Genomic DNA, 20,062 nt, shown 5'->3' on the forward strand with positions numbered 1-20,062 from the left:
CGCTCCGGGGCCGTACCGCGCGCGTGAGCAAGCGGTGCGTCAACGCTGGCGGCTTATGGCATACCCAGAGTCTCCGCTTGCTGACGCGCGCGGTACTGCCCCGGAGCGCGCCTTTTCCCGTACACCGCTCTGCCATCCGATCTAACGTTGACCACCACCGCTATTGTCCAGCCGCCTTCGCGGGCGCGGGCCTGATGCTCAGCTCCGGGATGTAACGATAAACCCCGAATTCAACCCGTTCCTGAACGCCGATGGGAGGATTGGCTTGTAGCTTTAACTCGGCCATTGCCTTGCCGTAAGCCTGTACGAAATTGCCGATGTCCTCGAAGTTGTCGAAGTAAACGGCGACATGGACGGCGTTCGGATTGCCGCCGAGCCCCTCCACAAAGGTGGCAACCCCTTTGGAGTTGGTCTTGGCGTTGGCGGCCAGTGCGTTTTCCTTAAGATGTTTGGCATATTCCGCTACGCGCCCCGGTGTAATGGCGGTTGTGACGGCGAGGGCGAGTTTCGGCTCGCCCTTGAGGGGAACGCTCAACTCTGGCGCGATCGAAGCCAGGAAGCTGCGGTAGCCGGTGGTCAATTGCGCCCGTTTTGCGGCCCAGGCGCGCGCGCCCGCTTCACCCAGGGCCTTGACCACAAAGTTGGGTTCATCGAGTTGCTTGAAATTTTCGACTGGGCGGAACGTCCAGACTTCACCAACGGCGCCAAAGTACTGGACGACCCAGGTCTCAAACTGTTTGCCGCCCGCTTTTTTGAAAGCCGGGAGCGTCTCATTTTTGATGAACGCCTGGTATTGCTCCGCCATACCGGGTTTAACCTGCGTCACCGTCACCCAGTAAAGCTGCGGCGCGGGCGGGGTGTTTTGCGCCAAGCAGAACGGCGTCAGTGAAACGGCGAGTAACAGTGCGCCGAAAGCCAGGAAAAGTTTGGTGGTTGCATGGTGTCTCTGCATTGTGATTCTCCTTATTGGTGAATAGGGTTGGTGAAGGGAGTTGTTTGATACGTCCAACTCACAGTGGCTCACATTGGGTAAGGGCAAAAGAAGGCGCAGCCCTTGGTGAAGGTTCGGGAAGAACCAACGACACTGTTTATGGCTGCTTGTTCGCCTTGATCCGTTCGAGCGATGGTTGCGCCACCCGGCGAGAGCAGCGTGGCGAGTTCAAGCGCGTGGTCGAAGTCCTGGAAGGCTCCGTCCAGGTCGCCTTGCTGATAGCGGGCCACGCCGCGCTTGAAAAAGTCTTCGGTCGAATGGGCGCGCGGCGCTTGTCCAAAGCTGGCAGTAGGCACGGCGAACAGCACCAACACCCAGAGTAAAGTTGCGATGGGGGAAATGTGCTTGGTTCTTTTTGTCTTCATGGTTTTTCTCCTTAGCCTCAAACCATTTGCAGGTTTTGGAATCGGAGGCTTAATTGCCTCTACTGACTGAGGCGCATTCCGGCAGGCAAAGCGGCCAAGCTAATTGAAAAATTAGCGCGCTGGGTGGGGCTGTGTTAGATTGCGCGCCGTCAGTACAGCATTAACATCAATTCCTAAAACAGCTTGAGGCGCGGCAGATGGCAGTTTCTTCCACACACGAAGTCACACGCCTGTTGATGGCGTGGAGCGCGGGCGACCAGGCAGCCCTCGCCCAACTCGCCCCGCTGGTCGAAGCCGAGTTAGAACGCCTGGCGCATGCTTACATGCGCAGGGAACGCGCCGCGCACACGCTGCAAACGGGGGCGCTCGTCAACGAAGCTTATTTGCGCCTGATTGATTGGCAAGCCGTGGAGTGGCAGAACCGCGCGCATTTTTTTGGCGTGGCGGCCAGCCTTATGCGCAAGGTGTTGGTAGATTACGCGCGCCGCCGTGGGCAAGAGAAACGCGCGGGCGCACTGTTGCGTGTCTCGCTGACCGGAGCGGCCAATGAACCGCAACCGCACGATCCTGATCTGGTGGCACTGGATGAGGCCTTGCGGACGCTGGCCGCCTTCGATCCGCGCCAGAGCCGTATTGTCGAATTGCGCTTTTTCGGTGGCCTGACCGAAAAAGAAGTCGCCGAGGTGCTGCGCCTCAGCGAACGCACCGTGCGCCGCGAATGGAGTGTGGCGCAAGCCTGGCTTTACCACGCATTGCAGCGAGACGCGCCAAGCCTTTGACGGAATGCACCGGATTTTCAGGCTTGACCGGATTCATTAGACCTTATCGGGATTAAGCAATGAACGAACCACGGGGAACACGGGGCGCACGGGGAAATCAAGAAAAATACCTGTGGAGGCAGAGTTTCGGTCTACTGCTCTGGTTTGTGCTTTCCCCTCTTCCCCAGTGTTCCCCGTGGTTCAATCCTATTCCCGATAATGTCTATAGACTTCAAGAAAAAGAATTTCCGTAGCCAGTTCCAACGGAGCGTCAGCTAACAGCCTGGGGAGCAGCCCCAGGAAGCACATTGAGTCATTGTGCAAAGCCCTGAAAGGGCGACAGCCAAGCCTATGGCTGTCGCCCTTTCAGGGTTGGCCGAACCATTTGCACGACTCCCCAGGGCTTCACCCGGGGCTGTTGGCTGATCGTCCCTTTGGGGCTTTTCGGAAATTCTTTTTCTTAAAAACTATATTTATCAGGCTGAGCATCAGGCAGGGCATCAGGCTGGAGAGGATAGACAGGGCCAACGTTGTTGCGCATCGGCCAATCCGGTGCATTCTGAAAATCCGGTGCATCTTGTGCTCATCGTTACTTGTTCTGAATTGCAATGGACGCTGCACGTTGGGAACAAATCAAGGAGCTTTTCCACACGACGCTCGAACGCCCCGCCGCTGAGCGCGCCGCCTTTCTCGCCACGGTCTGTGACGCCGACGCCGAGTTGCGCCGCGAAGTCGAGTTATTGCTAGCCGCCCATGAGGAGGCGAGCGGGTTTTTGGACAACCAGGCCTTGCAACGGGCCGCGCAACATCTGGTCGCTGACGAACAGCCGACTCAACAATTCGGCACGACCATCGGGCAACAACTTAGCCACTACAAAATCCTGTCACGCATCGGCGCGGGCGGCATGGGCGAAGTCTATTTGGCCCGCGATGACCGTTTGAAACGCCGCGTCGCGCTCAAACTGTTGCCGGTCAAATTCACCCAGGATGCCGAACGTCTGCAGCGCTTCATTCGTGAGGCCGAAGCCGCCTCGGCGCTCAATCATCCGAACATCATCACGATTTATGAGATTGGCGTGGTCGAGTCCGAACGCGGCCAAACGCATTTCATCGCCACCGAATACATCGAAGGCGTCACCTTGCGCGAATGGCAGCCGGACGATGAAAGCAAGCGCCTGAGCCAGACACTCGAACTCGGCAGCCAGATCGCTTCGGCCCTGGACGCCGCGCATCACGCGGGCATCGTGCACCGCGACATCAAACCCGAAAACCTGATGGTACGGCCCGATGGTTTAGTGAAGGTATTGGATTTCGGCTTGGCAAAACTGACGGCGACGAATGCGTCGGGTGGTAACCAGATTGACACGGATGCGCAAACCACACCGCCAGAGATGGAGACGCTGCCCGGCATGATCCTGGGGACGCTGCGGTACATGTCACCCGAACAGGCGCGCGGACGGGCGCTCGATGCGCGCACCGACATTTTCAGCTTGGGCGTAGTGTTGTATGAGCTGCTGACCGGCCAGGCGCTATTTGAAGGCGAGACGACCGCCGACGTGATCGCCGCGATCATCCACAAAGAAACGCCGCACCTAAGCACCTACTTGCCCGACGCGCCGCCTGAGTTGGAGCGCATTTTGCGCAAGTCGCTGGCGAAAGATTGCCGCGACCGGTACCAGACCGCGCGTGATTTGCAAATTGATTTGCAAGCGCTCAAGCAGGAATCAGAGTTGAGCGCGCGGCTGGCGCGTTCGGGAGCAACGCATGCCACTACTCCTGGCGCGTCTGTAGTGCGACCTTCGGGTGTGCTGGCAATGAGGAAGAGTTGGCAGCAGTGGGTTATTGGGCTACTGACCGTGCTGTTTTTGAGCGGGATGTTCTGGTGGGTAGCCAGCCGAGGTGCTGGCAAGAGCGGAATGCCCGCGCCAGCGCTGCTGAAAAACACTGAGATCGTGACTTGGCGCAGCACGTCTGGTGAAATATACAGCGATGGCACATTCTCGCCCGATGGCAAATGGATAGCATTCGCTTCCACCAAAAGCGGCAGCAAGAATATCTGGGTTGCACAGACCGGCTCAGGCGAAGAGCACCAAAGCACCCGGGACGAATTTAGCAATGGTGAGCCGCTCTGGTCGCCGACGGGTGAGGACCTCGCGTTCTTATCCATTAAACGTGGCGGCGAATCGGGCATCTGGCGCATGCCGATGCTAGGCGGCCCGTTAACCTTACTCAAGACATTGCCGCTGGGCGAAGGCAATGTTAAATTGCGCCGCTGGTCGAAAGATGGCGCGACGATCTATTACGAATCGAGGCAGCAACTTTTTGCGCTGGCGGTGAAAACAGGTCAGACCGTGCAAGTGACCAATTTCGATCTGGCTCAGATGGCTGTCGCGCCTGGCCTCAGCCTTGATCCTGATGAAAAACGTGTTGCCTATCGCACCACCGCAGCGAATACGGGGCACGTCATCTGGGTGTCACCCTTGTCCGGAGGAAAACCACAACGGATTTTTGAGACCAAGGCAGTCATCCGCAACCTGGTCTGGCATCCCGACGGACAGCGGTTGCTTTTCAGTATGCAGATGGATGACACCCTGCAAGTTTTCGCGCTTGACGTTGAAATGCGGCAGCCGGTGCAATTGACCTTTTTTGAGCACGACAGCTTTGTAGTGGATGTCGCAGCGGACGGCACAAAGGTATTGTATAGCTCGGCCAAAGAGGAGTCCGATTTGTGGGGCATCAATTTGGCGAAGCCCGCCGAGTTTCCTGTTGCGTCAGACCTTAGCGCCGAGCTTTGGCCCGACATTGCGCCTGACAACCGCACGATTGTTTATCAAGCCATCAAAAATCTGAGCCTGGGCAATAAGCTTTTTCGAGGAGCGCTGCTCACTAAATCGCTAGGGACCACAAATGAGCCAATAGCACTGACTACCATTGGCTTTTTGCCGAAATGGTCACCCACTGGCAAGCAACTGGCGTTTATTCGCCAGGAAAATGATTCGTTTAGCCTCAAGACCGTTAAGTCTACGGGGGGCCCTATCCAGACTTTAGTTGCCAGCGGACTCATTAGTAGTGATTACCGCCTTTTACCTTATACCCGTTCACAAGCGAGCGATTACAGTTGGGCTCCAGATGGTAGCAAGCTGGCTTACAGTGCGAACAAGGACGGCTTGCGCAATATCCGGCTCGTTGAGGCAGGAGGTTCAAACGCGGATACGCCGCTCACCGCAAACACAGATCAGAATTTGCGGATGTATTGCCCGCTTTGGTCGTCCAGTGGGAAGCATCTCGCTTATGCCACTCAGCCGGGCAAAATCGCCAAGCGGGAAGACTTGATTTACGGCTTTTGGGTAATTGACCTGGCGACGCGGCAAGCAAAAGCGGTATTGCAATTGAACACAACAATGCGGCTGTTAGGTTGGGTGCACGCAGAGCAGGAATTGCTCTTTGCTAAATATCCCAAAGGCCAGCCGCCGGTCAGTCTCATGTGCGTGTCAATCGCTACGGGCGCACAGACACTGATTGCCGACTTGCCGACGGCGGATTACTACAACATCCATCTGTCTCCCGATCAACGTGCCATTGCGTATGTGGCGCGTCAGGATGGGAAAGACGATATTTGGTTAATGCCTGTTAGTGGTGGTATGGGGCGACGCCTAACCAGCAACAATGACCCGGAACTCTATTTTTCCAGCCTAACTTGGTCGCCCGATAGCCGGGTGATCTATTACGGCAAGCAATTGCGGTATAGCCTGCTTTCGATGCTCACCGAGTTCAAATGAGTTTGGGATTCGGTCCGGCAGTGGAACAGGCGGAAGAATTTTTTGACATGGTATTTTGGGTTGGCCGGTTTGGGCGCCCACTTACGCCTTACACGATGTAACACAAATCTACTTCAAAGGAGTTCACTATGTTTAGAAAAAGCCTTATCGCGAGCGCGCTGCTGATGATTGCGTTCGGGTTGTTAGCGTTGACCGACTCTTCCGGCGCGCGCGCCAGGCCGCCCGTCAGTGCGGAATTGACAGCGCAACAACAGCAAGAAGTGAATTGTGCTGATAGATCGGCTATTTATGTGGCGATCTATAAGATATTGAGAACGGACGCCAACCTGAATAACCGGAAGCAACTGGAGCACATCAATGTTAGCTTTAGCGTTATCAAAGACGCTCGCGGCAACATTACCTTCAGCAAAGACGAAGTCACGTTACGAGGCTGGGCTCTTGCAGCGGAGGCTGACGCTGACAAAATGTCTGCGATCAATCAAGTCGAGGCGCTGATCAGAAAGGCGACCAAGTGCGTAGCTAAGGTCAACAAGGAGAATCTAGCCAATTACAAGCAGATTTCCTGCCCTGACGGCTTTAGGGATTGTGGCGAGCTGTGCATCCCCATAAACGAGGATTGCAACATCCCACCACCGCCAGGCTAAAAACTGGAACACCGCACTCGCCTGAAAAGGGAATAGCATACCTGCCGGCGTGAGCGTTTGCCTGAACCCTAAACGCTTGCGCCGGTTACACTGACTCAAGCCGACATGTTTCCTTCCCCTTTGGAAAGCCGTAGGAGCAGCTTATGGAAAACACAACTAACCCAACCTCTGATGTAACGCCACCAACAGCGACGATCAAACCGCAGCAACCGGAGGCCGCTACCGGCATTGACCAACCAGCGACACCATCTCAGCCAGACGACCCCAATTTCAACTTGGCGCGGAGCGAAGTGAATGCCCATGTGAAAGAAGAAATGGGCGAAATCATCTTGCCTTCTGAGTTTTCGCCGAAGCCGATTGAACAGGAAAGAGCGGAAAGAAAGCTGCCATATTTGGGGGCTGTGAACAGCGAGGAGCTTGCGGCGGATCTAATCCGTGACGTCCGTGTGTTGCTTGCCCCCAAGCTCGGAAAAGTTGCGGGTGAAATACCGATGAAAGATATCGCTGACAAATTGCCTTATTTTGATTGGCGTTGGGACGGAGTCGTGCCTCCAGCCCGGGCACAGGGAGATTGCGGCAGTTGCTGGGCTTTTGTGGCAACAGAGGCGTTTGAAAGCCGACTGATATACAACCTCAACCGCTTCAAACTCAACAGTGGGAAGCCAGACGCGTTTACCCAGGTCACGCTCTGCGTTCAAGGAGTGCTGAATTGCGTCACAAACGGCAATTGCGGGGGTGGTAGTTATACCGATGCCTTCGACCATATGGTCAAGCAAGGCGCGCGCATTCTCCAATACGATCCCACGGGTGGGGCATTTGATGATCGAAAAACATTGTTAGGGGTGAAAGGGCCTTGTACTGAGAATGATCAGCGTAACAGGATCAAGGCATCGGCTTGGGATTTTGTGTTTATCAAAGACCCGCTCTTGGCACCGCGCGATTCTGCCGATATCCTCCAAATGAAAGTGGCGTTGTTAGAGCATGGCCCGTTGGCAGTGCTGGTCAGGAAAGACGATAACTTCAAAGCCTACACCGGTGGTGTTTTCAATCAACACAATGAGAGGAGTGTTAACCACGCCGTACTGCTGACCGGCTGGGACGAGGAACGAAAGGCTTGGATCATCCTTAATTCCTCCGGGCGAGAATGGGGTGAAACCTGTGTTGACGAGGCGAAACTCCAGGATCAATTCCCCGGGTTTTGGCCACGTCCTCTCTATCGCCGTCATGAAAAGGGATGTATGTATATCGCATACGGCACAAGTCACATCGGCACGTTAGCCGCTTGGATAGAAGCCCCGTTTAGCGTGCAGGGAAACATCATCGAAACCCTACAAAATGATCGAGAACTGGCGGAGAAAACTGGGCAAAGCGATCCGTATGTGGTTACAAGCTGAAAGGCGGCGGATTACTCCGCCGCCTTCTTTGCCTTCGGTCTGAAATTGGCTGCCAGCACCTTCTTACGCATGCGGATGGATTGCGGCGTGACCTCGACCAGTTCGTCATCGGCCAGATATTCAATCGCCTGTTCCAGCGTCAGATCGCGCACGGGCACCAGCCGCAGCGCTTCATCCGCCGACGAAGCGCGCATGTTGGTCAGCTTCTTTTCGCGGATGATGTTCACGTCCAGATCAACGTCGCGCGCGTTCTCGCCGACGATCATGCCTTCGTAAACCTGGGTCTGCGGTTTGATGAAGAGAGCGCCGCGTTCCTGTAGGTTGAAGATCGCGTAGGCCGTCGCCACACCCGCGCGGTCGGAGACCAGGCTGCCCGTGCCGCGTCCTTGCAATTCGCCCTGCCATTTGCCCCAGCGTAAAAACAGCGTGTTGAGCAGGCCCGTGCCCTTGGTTTCGGTCAGGAATTCGTTGCGGAAGCCGATCAGGCCGCGCGAGGGAATCTCGAATTCCATGCGCACACGCCCGTGGCCGTGGTTGACCATTTTGGTCATGGTGCCTTTGCGGCGGCCCATCGCTTCGGTGACGACGCCGATGAATTGGTCGGGCACGTCAATCACGGCGAGTTCGATGGGTTCGCGCAATTCGCCGTCAATCTTTTGCGTGACGACTTGCGGGCGGGCGACGTTCATCTCGTAGCCTTCGCGCCGCATCTGTTCGATCAGGATGGCGAGTTGCAATTCGCCGCGCCCTGAGATTTTGAAACTATCGGGCGAGCCGGTGTCTTCGACGCGGATGGCGACGTTGGCGCGCAACTCTTTATCGAGCCGTTCGCGGATTTTGCGCGAGGTGACGTGCTGGCCTTCTAGCCCGGCGAAGGGCGAGGTGTTGACGCTGAAGATCATCGAGATCGTCGGCTCGTCCACCACGATGCGCGGCAGCGGTTTGGGGTCAATGACGCAGGCGACGGTGTCGCCGATGTTGATGCCTTCGATGCCGGCCAGTGCGATGATGTCGCCGGCGGCGGCCGTTTCAATCGGCGTCTGTTTCAAACCGTCGAAGGTGTAAAGCTGGGTGACCTTGGTTTTTTCCTGCGCGCCGTCGTGCTTGCAGACGACGACCTGATCACCGACCGCGACCGTGCCGTTGAAGATGCGCCCGATGGCGAGACGCCCGACATACTCACTGTAAGCCAGATTGGCGACCAGCACTTGCAGCGGTGCCTCGGCATCGCAGCGCGGCGCCGGGATGGTTTTCAGAATCTGTTCAAACAAGGGGCGCAGGTCGCTGCTCTCTTCTTCCAACGTATTTTTGGCGATGCCGTCGCGCGAGATGGCATACAGGATCGGGAAGTCAATCTGTTCGTCGTCAGCGTCGAGGTCAATGAAGAGATCGTAGACTTCGTTGACGACTTCGTCGGGCCGCGCGTCGTGGCGGTCAATCTTGTTGATGACGACGATGGGTTTGAGCTTCTGTTCGAGCGCCTTTGACAGTACGTAGCGCGTCTGTGGCAACGGCCCTTCCGAAGCGTCCACCAGCAAGACTACGCCATCGGCCAGTTTGAGCACGCGCTCGACCTCGCCGCCGAAATCGGAGTGGCCGGGGGTGTCCAGGATGTTGATCTTGGTGCCGTGGTATTGCACGGCGGTGTTCTTCGCCATGATCGTGATGCCGCGTTCGCGCTCCAGATCCATCGAGTCCATCACGCGCTCGACGACTTTCTCGTTGGCGCGGTACAGGCCTGACTGGCGAAGCATGGCGTCCACCAGGGTGGTTTTGCCGTGGTCAACGTGGGCGACGATGGCGATATTGCGAATGTCTTCGCGCTGTTTCGTAGAATCCATTTTGTGATAAATCCAATGCTGAAGCTCAGTAGGTAAATCGCATCTTACCTGCTCGGACACGGATTTGCTAACGGCTGCTGATCGCCGGGAACTGTGAGAGGAAGCGCGGCACACGTCAACCGCACTTGCCAGCTTGCCGCACGGCGGAGTTGTGTGGGGAAAAGAGCGGAAGGAGGTGGGGCAACGAGAACGGGCGGACAGCGCTGGGTGAGTGAACGCAAACGGGCCGTCGGGCTACTGGGGATAGGAAAAACGGCACGTTTGCCCGGGCGCTGCGTGGGCAAAGTCAGTAACGGCCGCTGACGAGTTGCGCCCGCAATTCCTGCTCGCGCACTTGAGCATTGCGCAACAGGAGTTCGTAATTGGCGCTGACCCGTTCACTGCGGGCGATCTCATCGCGCAAGGTGCGCACCTCGGCTTGCAATTCGGCGATGTGTTCAATCGCCCGGCCCAGCCGTTGCTCGGGCGCAGATTCAAAGCGGGAAACATTGTTGAAATTACCTTCCACCAAATTGCTGGCGACTTGATTGCCAGTCGCCAGATTGTTGGTTGCGAGATTGCCGGTTATGACACCAGGATTGACACTTGGTTGATTGACGAGTTGAATCGCTGCACTCATAGAACTGTCTCCTTGCCTGTTAGCGCCGGACTGAACTGCGCCGGCTTTTTACTAATCACCACCAATTTACGAACGACACTATTTTTTTGGCACCAACTATTACGGGTCAATCAGCAAAGACTTGGCCAACTCTTAACTGCGCGCTTGGGCAACGAAAGAGTTGACGTACCGGGGCGATTCTTACGTGGGAGGTAAGGGCAAATTTTGTGAGCGGCGCTTTGTTGGCGCTTGCCCCGTAAAGGTTGCCCTTGCTCTTAAAAACTCAGAACGCTTGAAAGCAATTCCCATGCAACAGTCGCTTGCCGGTATCGCTGAACAAGCAAACGCGTGCCAGATGATTACAAAAATGGTTAGTGGGGGGGACGAGGACGAATTGGGCAAAGCTACTACCAGGGATTTGCCGGAACAGGGTGGCAGGAGGAAGTCCCGACCAATGTGTTCAACTATAACTTCGTCAACCAATAGGGCCAATCGTCGTTGGGACAAACGCGATTGAATTACTTTCTCTTTTCGCTCGCCACGAGCCATGAAAAATAAAACGAGAGGTGAAATAACTCGTAGCAAACTCTGCCAGTCTCGCCAGAACGCGTCGCATCTTATGCACATAAACCAAAGTCCGCAAGGTGTTTTTTCGCGCATCGCTAACTTTTTATAGCCGCAGCACGCACTCCTCATAACACCTGGTAAAGCGATGCCACGCTTGGCGCGCGCGCACTGAATCTTAGTCAAAAATCTGTGCTAAGATGCGCCACTCCTGCACACTACTGGTAAAGATTACAAGGCGGAAAAATATTTCATGACGGCACAATTACTCGACGGCGCGTTGGTCGCCGAACAAATCAAACAGGGTGTTACGGCGCGCATCACTGAACTCAAAGCTTCCACAGGATGGCAGCCCGGACTGGCTGCTGTCATCGTCGGCGACAACCTTGCATCGAAAACATACGTCGGCAGCAAGGTCAAAGCTTGCCAGGCGCTCGGTCTTTATTCCGAAAAGCACGAGTTGCCGGCAACGACCACGACCGGAGAGTTGTTGGCGCTGGTCAACGACCTGAACCGCCGCGATGAGATTGACGGCATCCTGATCCAATTGCCGCTGCCGCCGCAGATTGAAGCGCGGCGCGTGCTGGAAGCGGTTGATCCGGCCAAAGACGTGGATGGTTTTCACGCCGTCAACGTCGGGCGCCTGGTGCAGGGCGAAGAGACGCTGACCGCTTGCACACCGACCGGCGTGATGGAATTGCTCGACCATTACCAAATCCCCATCGCGGGCGCGCACGCCGTCGTCATCGGGCGCAGCGACATCGTCGGCAAACCGCAAGCACTGTTGTTGTTGCACCGCCACGCCACCGTGACGATTTGCCATTCGCGCACCAGGAACCTGCCCGACATCGCGCGGCAGGCTGACATTCTAATTGCCGCCATCGGGCGCACCGCGATGGTCACGGGGGATTTCGTGCGCGAAGGCGCGGTCGTCGTGGATGTCGGCATGAACAACGTCACGACCGCCGCGGAAATCGCACGCATTTTCCCCGACGATGAACAGGAAAAGCGGCTGGCCACGCTGGCCAAACGCGGCTACACGCTAGTCGGCGATGTCGAACCGCGCAGCGTTGCGCCGAAAGTCGGCTGGCTGACGCCCGTGCCTGGCGGCGTCGGCCCGCTGACGATTGCGATGCTCATGAAAAACACGCTCAAGGCGGCCTTGTTGCGGCGGGGAAGCAAGTGATGCTGAAGGTCGGTTTGACGGGCGGAATCGCCACCGGCAAATCGTATGTGCTCGGCGTGCTACACGAACTCGGTTGCGAAGTCAGCGATGCGGATACGCTGGCGCATCAGGCCATCGAACCCGGCAAACTCGCCTATCAAGACATCGTCAGCGAATTTGGCCCCGGCGTTTTGAACGCAGACGGCACGCTCAATCGCGCGGCGCTCGGCGGGTTGGTGTTCACCGACGCGGCTAAACGCGAACGCCTCAACGCCATCGTCCACCCGCGCGTTTACGCAGCCCAGGCCGCCTGGCTGGCCGAGGTCGCCGCGCGCAACCCGCAAGCCATTGCTGTGCTTGATGCCGCCCTGATCATCGAGACCGGTTCATACAAAAGCTTCGACAAGGTTGTGGTGGTCTGGTGCGAGCCACTGTTGCAGTTGGAACGGCTGATGACGCGCAACCACCTGCCGCACACGCAGGCCGAAGCGCGCATCGCCGCCCAGATGCCGTCGGCGGAGAAACTCAAATATGCCGACTTCGCCATTGATACTTCGCTTGGGTTTGAAGATACGCGGCGGCAGACCGAAACGCTGTATGCGCAGTTGAAAGCCCTCGCTGAAACACCCGAACCGTAGTTTTGACAAGCCTTTCGGGGCTACCTATACTCGCGCCGATTTTAACCCCTCCGCATTATCAATCGTTGTTCAAGCGCAGTCGGACGTTGTCGCAGGAGCCGCAATGAAGCTTTACGACGTGACGGTCGCCATCTCGAACGAACTGCCCGTCTATCCCGGTGATCCGCCGGTGCAGGTGACTCGTGTGATGTCGCTGGAGCAGGGCGACATCGCCCGCGTTTCGCACCTGAGTTTCAGTACGCACAGCGGCACACACGTTGATCCGCCCTCTCACTTCATGCGCGACGGCCAGCCGCTCGACCAGGTGCCGCTCGATGTTTTCATCGGCCCGGCCCGCGTGATTGATGTCGGCGCAGTGGAGGTGATTGACGCTGCGGTGTTGCGGCAATTCGAGTTGGCTGGTGCGACGCGTGTGCTGTTCAAAACCAAGAACTCCCGTTTTTGGCACACGACGAACGAGTTCCAAACCAGCTTTGTTTATCTCGAAGACGATGCCGCCGCGCTGCTGGTTGAACACGGCGTGCGGCTGGTCGGCATTGATTATCTTTCCATCGAAAAATTCAACTTCGATCAGCCCACCACGCATTGGACGCTGCTGGGCGCAGGCGTCGTGATCGTCGAGGGACTCGATTTGACCGAAGTCCCGGCGGGCGATTACGAATTGCTTTGCCTGCCGTTGAAGATCAAAGACGGCGATGGCGGCCCGGCGCGCGTGGTGTTGCGAGCTTAACTGGGAGCGCGGACGCCCTCGTCCGCAATAAAAAATGTGCGAAGCTTCCTTGTCCTTGCTGGCCATTCCAACGCCAAGGGAAAAGGAGGCTGCGCGGCTTCTTTATCCAGCGGACGGGGCGTCCGCGCTCCCAGCGTTGCTCTAAAAGAATGGCGAATTCATGACGGCAAGTGAATTTCAACAAGAGCGGGCGGCGTACACGCGACATTCGATTCCCGAACTGATCGAATTGTTGGTGAGCCCCGAATTACAGGTGCGCTTCTTTGCTGAAATGGCGTTACGCGATGCGGCCGGCACCTGACTTAACTTCCAGCCTGTGGCTGCGCAGGAAGAACGCGCGCGGGCCATCCAGGAGTGGCGCGACTGGTGGCAGACGCATCAACACAGCTTCAAAAAACGATGGCAGACCGAATCGTCAAAAACATCATCAAGACCCGGCCCCGCGACGAAGCCAGCTTCCGCGAGCGCGCCTACGAACTTGTCCTGCGCATTCCGCGCGGGCGAGTGATGACCTATGGATTGGTCGCGCGCGTGCTGGGTGCTGGTTACGACGCGCGCGCCATCGGCAACATTATGTATGCCACGCCGAAAGATGAGCGGCACATCCCCTGGCATCGCGTTATCAATTCGCAAGGCGTTTGTTCGACGGCGGGCATGACTACGCCGCCCGATTTGCAACAACGGCTGTTGGAAGCGGAAGGCGTCGTCTTCAACGACAAAGGCTGCTGTAAGCTGGAAGCTCATCTGTGGACGCCACCCGAATACGCCACAGAAACTGAAGACAGTGGACAAGCAAGCTTATTTGAATAACTCAGGGCAGGCATCTGCCCAGGCCAGGAGCAACAATGGAAAATAGCATGAACAGGCAGGCGCCCTATCAAGTCACGGGGCCGCGTTATTCGGTAGCACATCACATGGTCACCACCGGGATTGACTTACCGGGCTTTCGCATCGTGCGCACGCTGGGGGTGGTGCGCGGCATTACGGTGCGCTCGCGTTCGATTTTCGGCACCATCGGCGCGGGCTTGCAAACGCTGGTCGGCGGGAACATCACCATCCTGACCAAGCTTTGCGAACAAACGCGCGTCGAGGCGTTCGAAATCCTGATCCAGCACGCCTCCGAACTTGGAGCGAATGGCATAATCGCGGCGCGTTACGATGCGACTGAGATCATGAGCGGCGTGACCGAAGTGCTGGCTTATGGCACGGCGGTGATCGTTGAGCCGCTCGACCAAGCCGGGTATCGGGGATGACCGTGAGGGCGTGCGCGATGAAAAACCGGTCGTTCAGTCTGCTTTTGCTGCTGGCCCTGCTGGCGATTTCCTTCGCCGATACAAAAGCGGTGCGCTCTTACACGCTGGACTTGGCGCAAAGCCAGCTCACGCTCACGCTGGTGCAGGAAGGCATGCTCAGCAAGCGCTACCCCACGCATTTGGTCGTGGTCAAAAATTTCAGTTGCAACATCACGCTGCCGCGCGACGAAAAGCTGACCGCCGTCGGGGTCGAAGCCGAAGCCAAATCCTTCACCAACGCCGACAAACTTATGAGCGAATTCGAGCGGCGCGGCTTTCAGGACGTGCTGCAAAACAAGGTGCTCGAAAGCGAGCGTTATCCCACGATCAAATTCAAATCGGTCAGTGTCAGCGGGCTGAAAAAGAATGGCGACACGCGCAGCTTCACCTTGAACGGCGACTTGACCTTGCACGGCGTGACCAAACGTGTCGCGCTGCCCGTGACGGTGACGCTCGCCCAGGATCAGTTGCGCGCGACGGGCGAGGCCAGCTTGAAACAAAGCGATTTCGGCATTCAGCCTTATGAAGGCAATATGGGGCTGATTAAGATCGGCGATGAATTGAAGATTAACTTTTCCATCCTGGCGAAACAGGATGCGGCCAGCAAGGCAGGCGCAAAGAAATGAAACCTTTGCTTAGCGCCTTTTCCCGGTTGTCATTTTTGCCTGTAAAACCAGCGTGTAAGGCCGGCGCGCAAGTCGTTATGGTTAGCTTCAAGTTAGCGCGGAGGTAGTGATCTTGGCCGACAAACGCAAATGGTGGTGGTCGGGGGGCGGTCTGGCGCTCATCATTTTGGCGATGATTTGGCAGCAACAACGCCGCCATGCGCGACCGCCCATCGCCGCGCCGCCCGCTGTTCCCAGCCCCGCGCTTGTGCCGCGGCCAGAGGTCTTAACAACGGCAACGCCGCGCGCGGCGACGCCCAGCGTCTCGGCAACTCCTTTTCCCACGGTGGCGGCGCAATTGCCGCCGGGGTTAAAGCTGATCATTCCCGTCGCGGGCATCCGGTCCGCGCAATTGCGCGACACCTTTAGCGAGGCGCGTTCGGAAGGCCGTGAACACAACGCGATTGACATCATGGCTCCTGCCGGAGCGCCGGTATTGGCGGCGGCAGATGGCAAGCTCGTCAAACTGTTCAACAGCGAACGCGGCGGTCTCACTCTTTATCAACTGAGCAATGATCAGCGCGTGGTCTTTTATTACGCTCATCTGCAACGATATGCGGAGGGGCTGACCGTAGGGCAAGCGCTGCGCCAGGGCGACACCATCGCCTATGTGGGCGACACCGGCAATGCGGGCGCGGGCAATTATCATCTGCATTTTGCGGTCTGGCTGATTCAGGATGCGCGGCATTTCTGGGATGGCTTGAATCTGAATCCCTACTCGCTTTTGAAAGAGGGAAGTTAAGCATATTCGCGCAAAGGGAGAAGCAAGTTTGAAAAAAGTATTTCTGACCGGCTTGATTGTGATATTGGCGGCGCTGGGCACGAGTGTTTATTACCTAGGCGCTGACCGCGTCAAAACTGAATTGTCCAAATTGGCCGGGCATCAGCCTGAAGCCACGCCACAGCCGGCGGCCACACCAGTGTCGGCGGCCACGCCGCTCGTCAAGCTGAAGGAGTTGCCCATCACGCTGCCGATGCTGGATGCGCTGTTTTTTGTGGATCGGCAATTCGCCACGGCGCTGAAAAGCCAATTGCAATTGACCGATGAACAGATCACGCAACTGCGCCAGACTGCGCGCCAGGGTACCGCCGGTTTGAGCGAGAACGCGACTGCCAGTACGACCACGGCGGCGGGCGAACGCGCGGCGGAACGCATCAGCGTGATTTTGGGCAACGACAAAGCCAGCCAATTCGCCAGCTTCGCGTTGCTGCGTTGGCAGCAACTCGGGGCGTCCGAGAATGAAATTGCCCTGGCCGAAGAACCGCTACCGCTGGCTTCGATCACGCCGCTGCCAGGAGCTTCGGTTACGCCGCTTCCTGTGGCTTCGGCGACAGAAACGCCGCTCCCTTCGCCCACGGCCAGCGCTTCCCCATCCGCTTCCCCCAGTCCTGCCGTGCGGGCGAATAATGCCACCGCGCCACCGCTTTTAACCGCGCCGCTCGACACACGCATCGTGGTCAACGCGCCCGCCTATCGCATGGATATTTTTCAGGACGGACAACTCGTCAAATCCTACAAAACGACCATCGGCTATCCCGAATTTCCGTTACCGACAGGCATGCGCAAAGCCAATTCGATTATCTTCAATCCGACCTGGACGCCGCCCGATGAGCCGTGGGTGGAAGCTTCAAAATCGGTCAAGGTCGGGCAAACCGTGGCGGCGGGCGACAGACTGAATCCGCTCGGCCCGATCAAAATTCCGATTGGGTCGCCTTCGCTCATTCACGGCGGCAAAACCCTGGCGAAAATCGGCGCGTTCGGCTCGCATGGTTGCGTCGGATTGACCGACAAGCAGGTGCAGGATTTTGCCAAGCGGCTGGGCCAAATCGGCGGCATCGAAATCACGGATGAACAAATCGCCGAGCGCGCCCAGAAACGCACGGAAACCAAAGTCGTGAAATTGAAACAGCCAATCCCGGTCGAATTGCGCTACGACACGCTCACGGTCGAAGACGGCAAGCTGCACATTTATCGCGATGTTTACGACCGCGACACGAATATCAGCGAGAACCTGGAAGCGGTGCTAGGCGCATACGGGGTCGCGCTTGCCGATTTAAGCGAAGCGGAGCATCAGAAAGTAGATGAGGCACTGGCAGCCCTATCACGCGCGCCCGGACAAATGACTGACGCCGCATTAACCGCTGCGGAGAAGGCTGAACAGCGCAAAGAGCAGCTCAAGCGCCAGCAGTTGACGCGCCAATTCAAAGGCAAAAAAGAGGTCGTGATCGAGATTGCCGCGCTGGCTGGCAAGGGCTATCCTGCGCCGGTCGAATTGGACACGGGCAGCGCCGCGAAACCGCCCGCTAAGGCGAAGAAAGCGGAAACACGCAAACGCAAATGAGGAATAAGCAAATCAGCAGGCCGCTTAGACAGGATGGACAGGATTGTTGACAGGATGGACAGGATGTTTTGGGAAGGGTGGCTAGTTATGACTGATGACGAGATCACAGGGATTATTATTGGGTGCGCATTCGAGGTGCATAACAAGCTTGGCAGCGGCTTTCTGGAAAAGGTCTACGCAAACGCCTTACGTATCGAAATCACGAAGAGAGGCTTAAAAGTGCAGCAAGAGGCTCCCATCAGAGTTTGGTGCGAAGGCGAGGTGGTGGGCGAATACTACGCCGATTTATGGGTTGAAGAACGTGTTGTCATCGAGTTGAAAGCAGTGCAATCTCTCACGCAAGGGCATGAGTTGCAGTTGGTCAACTATTTGACGGCTACTAAAATCGAAACTGGCTTATTGCTCAACTTCGGCTCATCTGTGCAGGTCAAACGGAAATACCGGCTGCACAAAATCCCAAGGACCATCCCTGAAAATCTCGTTAATCCTGGATAAATCCTGTCAATCCTGTCAAAGCCTTTCTGGAGGTAAGTAATGGCGCGACCCGCAACGGAATTCAAATTCGAAACCATCGAAATCCACAGCCCCGCCACGTTGCAAAAGGTGGGCGAAGTGCCGGTGAATTCGCCCGCCGTTGTGCGCGCCGCCGTTGTGCGCGCCCGCGCGGCTTTCAACGTTTGGAGCAAGCTGACGCTGAAACAGCGTGGCGACGTGTTGCTGTCGGCGCGCGATTATCTGCTGGCGCGGCAGGAAGAGTTGATCGAATTGCTTTGCGCCGAGAACGGCAAGCCACGCTTGGAAGCCTTGGTCGAAGTCACTTACGTGTGCGATGTCATCACCTTTTACGCCAAGCAAGCGCGCAAGTTTTTAGCGCCGCAACACATCACGCCGCACCTGCTCAAAACTAAAAAAGTTACTGTGCATTATCAACCGCGCGGCGTCATCGGCATGGTTACGCCGTGGAATTTTCCGCTGATTTTGACCATTGGCGAGGCGATTCCGGCGCTGATTGCGGGCAATGCCGTGGTCATCAAGCCTTCGGAATGGACGCCGCTGATCGCCATGCGCGGGGCCGAGATTTTGCACGAAGCATTCAAAGCGGCGGGCGTACCAACCGAGATTTTGCAGATCGTGAATGGGTATGGCGACGCGGGCGGCGCATTGGTGGATGAGGCCGACATGATCGCCTTCACCGGCAGCGTGCGCACCGGCAAGCTGATTGCCGAACGCGCGGCGCGGCGGCTCTGTCCGGTCAGTCTGGAACTGGGCGGCAAAGACCCGATGATCGTGTTGCGCGATGCCGATCTGGAACGCGCGGCGAATGCGGCGGTTTGGGGCGCGTTCACCAATTCAGGCCAGGTCTGCATCTCGGTCGAGCGCGTGTATGTCGAAGCGCCGATTGCCGCAGAATTCACGCGCCGCGTGGTCGAAAAGACGCGCGCTTTGCGGCAGGGCATTGACGGCAACGAAGCCGCGACTGACAAGCGTGTAGACATTGGCGCGATGACCTTTCCCAAACAGGTCGAAACCGTCGAGGCGCACATCGCCGACGCCAAACTCAAAGGCGCGCAAATCCTGACCGGCGGTCAGCGCAATCCGAATTTGCCGGGCCGATTTTTTGAGCCGACGGTGTTGGCTGGCGTGGATCATTCGATGAAAGTCATGACCGAAGAAACCTTCGGCCCCGTGTTGCCGATTATGCCGGTCAAAGATGCCGAGGAGGCGTTGCGGCTGGCGAACGATTCGCGCTATGGCTTAAACGCCAGCGTGTTCACCGGCGATCAGCGCCGGGGTGAGCAATTGGCCGCGCAGGTCGAAGCGGGCATCACGACCGTCAACGATGTGATCGTGGGCTTCGGCGTCAGCGATGCGCCTTCGGGCGGCTTGAAAGAAAGTGGCATCGGCAAACGCCACGGCGCGCCCGGCATTCGGCGCTTTTGCAACGAACAGGTTATTATCAGCGACCGCTTCAGCTTCTTGAGTCTGAAGCGCGAGCCGACTTGGTATCCTTACACGGCGCAAACCGAACGCGTGCTGACGCGGGTGATGGGCGCGCTTTTTTCGTCGCGTGCGGGTGCGAAACTGCGAGCCTTATTCGGCAAGTAATCTGGCGCACGGTCATGGCTTGGACGCTTTCCCTTTGTCGTCTGTTTTCAAAAGGAGACGGCATGATGAGTAAGAGGTGCGGCGGTAAACTCCAGTTGCGAAAGTAGCTGGAGTAGATAGGTCAGAGGTTGAATCATCTCGTTGTGGCGATTGACCACGTAAAGGAGACTAATCGAACCTGCTGACCGAA

Annotated in this window: 19 protein-coding genes; 15 read left to right on the plus strand and 4 right to left on the minus strand. The window is 57.1% G+C overall.

Translation table 11 applies throughout. The features are described 5' to 3' along the window. Positions 1 to 160: 160 nt before the first annotated feature. A complete protein-coding gene (locus HY011_36280; protein MBI3428410.1) occupies positions 161 to 952 on the minus strand; it encodes a hypothetical protein in 792 nt (263 codons plus the stop codon). 68 nt (positions 953 to 1,020) lie between these two features. After that, positions 1,021 to 1,356 (minus strand): hypothetical protein, encoded by a 336-nt coding sequence (locus tag HY011_36285; GenBank protein ID MBI3428411.1) that lies wholly within the window; start codon positions 1,354 to 1,356, stop codon positions 1,021 to 1,023. A gap of 197 nt (positions 1,357 to 1,553) precedes the next feature. Here HY011_36285 and HY011_36290 point away from each other — a divergent pair, with 197 nt between their 5' ends. From HY011_36290 to HY011_36305, 4 genes are all read left to right on the plus strand, one after another. Beyond that, positions 1,554 to 2,135: a sigma-70 family RNA polymerase sigma factor gene (locus HY011_36290; protein MBI3428412.1), complete on the plus strand. Its 582-nt coding sequence runs from the start codon at positions 1,554 to 1,556 to the stop codon at positions 2,133 to 2,135. A 587-nt stretch (positions 2,136 to 2,722) separates the two neighbouring features. Next, complete coding sequence (locus HY011_36295) at positions 2,723 to 5,893, plus strand: serine/threonine-protein kinase (protein MBI3428413.1); 3,171 nt, start codon at positions 2,723 to 2,725, stop codon at positions 5,891 to 5,893. A 128-nt stretch (positions 5,894 to 6,021) separates the two neighbouring features. Beyond that, the gene (locus HY011_36300) at positions 6,022 to 6,537 is read left to right on the plus strand and encodes a hypothetical protein (protein MBI3428414.1); all 516 of its coding nucleotides are present in this window, start codon (positions 6,022 to 6,024) and stop codon (positions 6,535 to 6,537) included. Between the two features lie 143 nt (positions 6,538 to 6,680). Then, positions 6,681 to 7,931 carry a hypothetical protein gene (locus HY011_36305; GenBank protein ID MBI3428415.1) on the plus strand — a complete coding sequence of 417 codons (1,251 nt, stop codon included), beginning with the start codon at positions 6,681 to 6,683 and terminating at the stop codon, positions 7,929 to 7,931. 11 nt (positions 7,932 to 7,942) lie between these two features. Here HY011_36305 and typA read toward each other — a convergent pair whose 3' ends face one another. Both typA and HY011_36315 read right to left on the minus strand, forming a co-directional pair. After that, the gene (gene typA / locus HY011_36310) at positions 7,943 to 9,772 is read right to left on the minus strand and encodes a translational GTPase TypA (protein MBI3428416.1); all 1,830 of its coding nucleotides are present in this window, start codon (positions 9,770 to 9,772) and stop codon (positions 7,943 to 7,945) included. 286 nt (positions 9,773 to 10,058) lie between these two features. After that, a complete protein-coding gene (locus HY011_36315; GenBank protein ID MBI3428417.1) occupies positions 10,059 to 10,391 on the minus strand; it encodes a hypothetical protein in 333 nt (110 codons plus the stop codon). Positions 10,392 to 11,187: 796 nt separating this feature from the next. Between HY011_36315 and HY011_36320 the strand changes: the two genes are divergently transcribed. The 11 genes from HY011_36320 (at position 11,188) to HY011_36370 (ending at position 19,872) form a co-directional block, all read left to right on the plus strand. Further along, positions 11,188 to 12,120 carry a bifunctional 5,10-methylenetetrahydrofolate dehydrogenase/5,10-methenyltetrahydrofolate cyclohydrolase gene (locus HY011_36320; protein ID MBI3428418.1) on the plus strand — a complete coding sequence of 311 codons (933 nt, stop codon included), beginning with the start codon at positions 11,188 to 11,190 and terminating at the stop codon, positions 12,118 to 12,120. After that, complete coding sequence (locus HY011_36325) at positions 12,120 to 12,737, plus strand: dephospho-CoA kinase (protein ID MBI3428419.1); 618 nt, start codon at positions 12,120 to 12,122, stop codon at positions 12,735 to 12,737. Before HY011_36320 ends, HY011_36325 begins: the two co-directional genes overlap by 1 nt. 103 nt (positions 12,738 to 12,840) lie before the next feature. Then, the gene (locus tag HY011_36330) at positions 12,841 to 13,467 is read left to right on the plus strand and encodes a cyclase family protein (protein MBI3428420.1); all 627 of its coding nucleotides are present in this window, start codon (positions 12,841 to 12,843) and stop codon (positions 13,465 to 13,467) included. Between the two features lie 160 nt (positions 13,468 to 13,627). After that, entirely contained in the window at positions 13,628 to 13,768 is a 141-nt protein-coding gene (locus HY011_36335) for a hypothetical protein (GenBank protein ID MBI3428421.1), read from the plus strand. Positions 13,769 to 13,866: 98 nt separating this feature from the next. Continuing rightward, positions 13,867 to 14,277 carry an MGMT family protein gene (locus HY011_36340; protein ID MBI3428422.1) on the plus strand — a complete coding sequence of 137 codons (411 nt, stop codon included), beginning with the start codon at positions 13,867 to 13,869 and terminating at the stop codon, positions 14,275 to 14,277. 47 nt (positions 14,278 to 14,324) lie between these two features. Further along, the gene (locus HY011_36345; protein ID MBI3428423.1) at positions 14,325 to 14,720 is read left to right on the plus strand and encodes a YbjQ family protein; all 396 of its coding nucleotides are present in this window, start codon (positions 14,325 to 14,327) and stop codon (positions 14,718 to 14,720) included. 17 nt (positions 14,721 to 14,737) lie between these two features. Then, a complete protein-coding gene (locus HY011_36350; GenBank protein MBI3428424.1) occupies positions 14,738 to 15,385 on the plus strand; it encodes a YceI family protein in 648 nt (215 codons plus the stop codon). A 172-nt stretch (positions 15,386 to 15,557) separates the two neighbouring features. Continuing rightward, positions 15,558 to 16,166: a M23 family metallopeptidase gene (locus tag HY011_36355; protein ID MBI3428425.1), complete on the plus strand. Its 609-nt coding sequence runs from the start codon at positions 15,558 to 15,560 to the stop codon at positions 16,164 to 16,166. 28 nt (positions 16,167 to 16,194) lie between these two features. Then, positions 16,195 to 17,766 (plus strand): L,D-transpeptidase, encoded by a 1,572-nt coding sequence (locus HY011_36360; GenBank protein ID MBI3428426.1) that lies wholly within the window; start codon positions 16,195 to 16,197, stop codon positions 17,764 to 17,766. 87 nt (positions 17,767 to 17,853) lie between these two features. Then, positions 17,854 to 18,261, plus strand: coding sequence for a GxxExxY protein (locus tag HY011_36365; protein MBI3428427.1), 408 nt, complete (start codon positions 17,854 to 17,856; stop codon positions 18,259 to 18,261). 39 nt (positions 18,262 to 18,300) lie between these two features. After that, positions 18,301 to 19,872 carry an aldehyde dehydrogenase family protein gene (locus HY011_36370; GenBank protein MBI3428428.1) on the plus strand — a complete coding sequence of 524 codons (1,572 nt, stop codon included), beginning with the start codon at positions 18,301 to 18,303 and terminating at the stop codon, positions 19,870 to 19,872. Positions 19,873 to 20,062 lie beyond the last annotated feature (190 nt).

The organism is Acidobacteriota bacterium (assembly GCA_016196035.1).
Lineage (GTDB): Bacteria > Acidobacteriota > Blastocatellia > RBC074 > RBC074 > JACPYM01.

Excerpts from the sequence above, each read along its gene's own strand:
- HY011_36280 (MBI3428410.1), bottom strand. The coding sequence starts at position 952 with ATGCAGAGACACCATGCAACCACCAAACTTTTCCTGGCTTTCGGCGCA.
- HY011_36285 (MBI3428411.1), bottom strand. The coding sequence starts at position 1,356 with ATGAAGACAAAAAGAACCAAGCACATTTCCCCCATCGCAACTTTACTC.
- HY011_36290 (MBI3428412.1), top strand. The coding sequence starts at position 1,554 with ATGGCAGTTTCTTCCACACACGAAGTCACACGCCTGTTGATGGCGTGG.
- HY011_36295 (MBI3428413.1), top strand. The coding sequence starts at position 2,723 with ATGGACGCTGCACGTTGGGAACAAATCAAGGAGCTTTTCCACACGACG.
- HY011_36300 (MBI3428414.1), top strand. The coding sequence starts at position 6,022 with ATGTTTAGAAAAAGCCTTATCGCGAGCGCGCTGCTGATGATTGCGTTC.
- HY011_36305 (MBI3428415.1), top strand. The coding sequence starts at position 6,681 with ATGGAAAACACAACTAACCCAACCTCTGATGTAACGCCACCAACAGCG.
- typA (MBI3428416.1), bottom strand. The coding sequence starts at position 9,772 with ATGGATTCTACGAAACAGCGCGAAGACATTCGCAATATCGCCATCGTC.
- HY011_36315 (MBI3428417.1), bottom strand. The coding sequence starts at position 10,391 with ATGAGTGCAGCGATTCAACTCGTCAATCAACCAAGTGTCAATCCTGGT.
- HY011_36320 (MBI3428418.1), top strand. The coding sequence starts at position 11,188 with ATGACGGCACAATTACTCGACGGCGCGTTGGTCGCCGAACAAATCAAA.
- HY011_36325 (MBI3428419.1), top strand. The coding sequence starts at position 12,120 with ATGCTGAAGGTCGGTTTGACGGGCGGAATCGCCACCGGCAAATCGTAT.
- HY011_36330 (MBI3428420.1), top strand. The coding sequence starts at position 12,841 with ATGAAGCTTTACGACGTGACGGTCGCCATCTCGAACGAACTGCCCGTC.
- HY011_36335 (MBI3428421.1), top strand. The coding sequence starts at position 13,628 with ATGACGGCAAGTGAATTTCAACAAGAGCGGGCGGCGTACACGCGACAT.
- HY011_36340 (MBI3428422.1), top strand. The coding sequence starts at position 13,867 with ATGGCAGACCGAATCGTCAAAAACATCATCAAGACCCGGCCCCGCGAC.
- HY011_36345 (MBI3428423.1), top strand. The coding sequence starts at position 14,325 with ATGAACAGGCAGGCGCCCTATCAAGTCACGGGGCCGCGTTATTCGGTA.
- HY011_36350 (MBI3428424.1), top strand. The coding sequence starts at position 14,738 with ATGAAAAACCGGTCGTTCAGTCTGCTTTTGCTGCTGGCCCTGCTGGCG.
- HY011_36355 (MBI3428425.1), top strand. The coding sequence starts at position 15,558 with ATGATTTGGCAGCAACAACGCCGCCATGCGCGACCGCCCATCGCCGCG.
- HY011_36365 (MBI3428427.1), top strand. The coding sequence starts at position 17,854 with ATGACTGATGACGAGATCACAGGGATTATTATTGGGTGCGCATTCGAG.
- HY011_36370 (MBI3428428.1), top strand. The coding sequence starts at position 18,301 with ATGGCGCGACCCGCAACGGAATTCAAATTCGAAACCATCGAAATCCAC.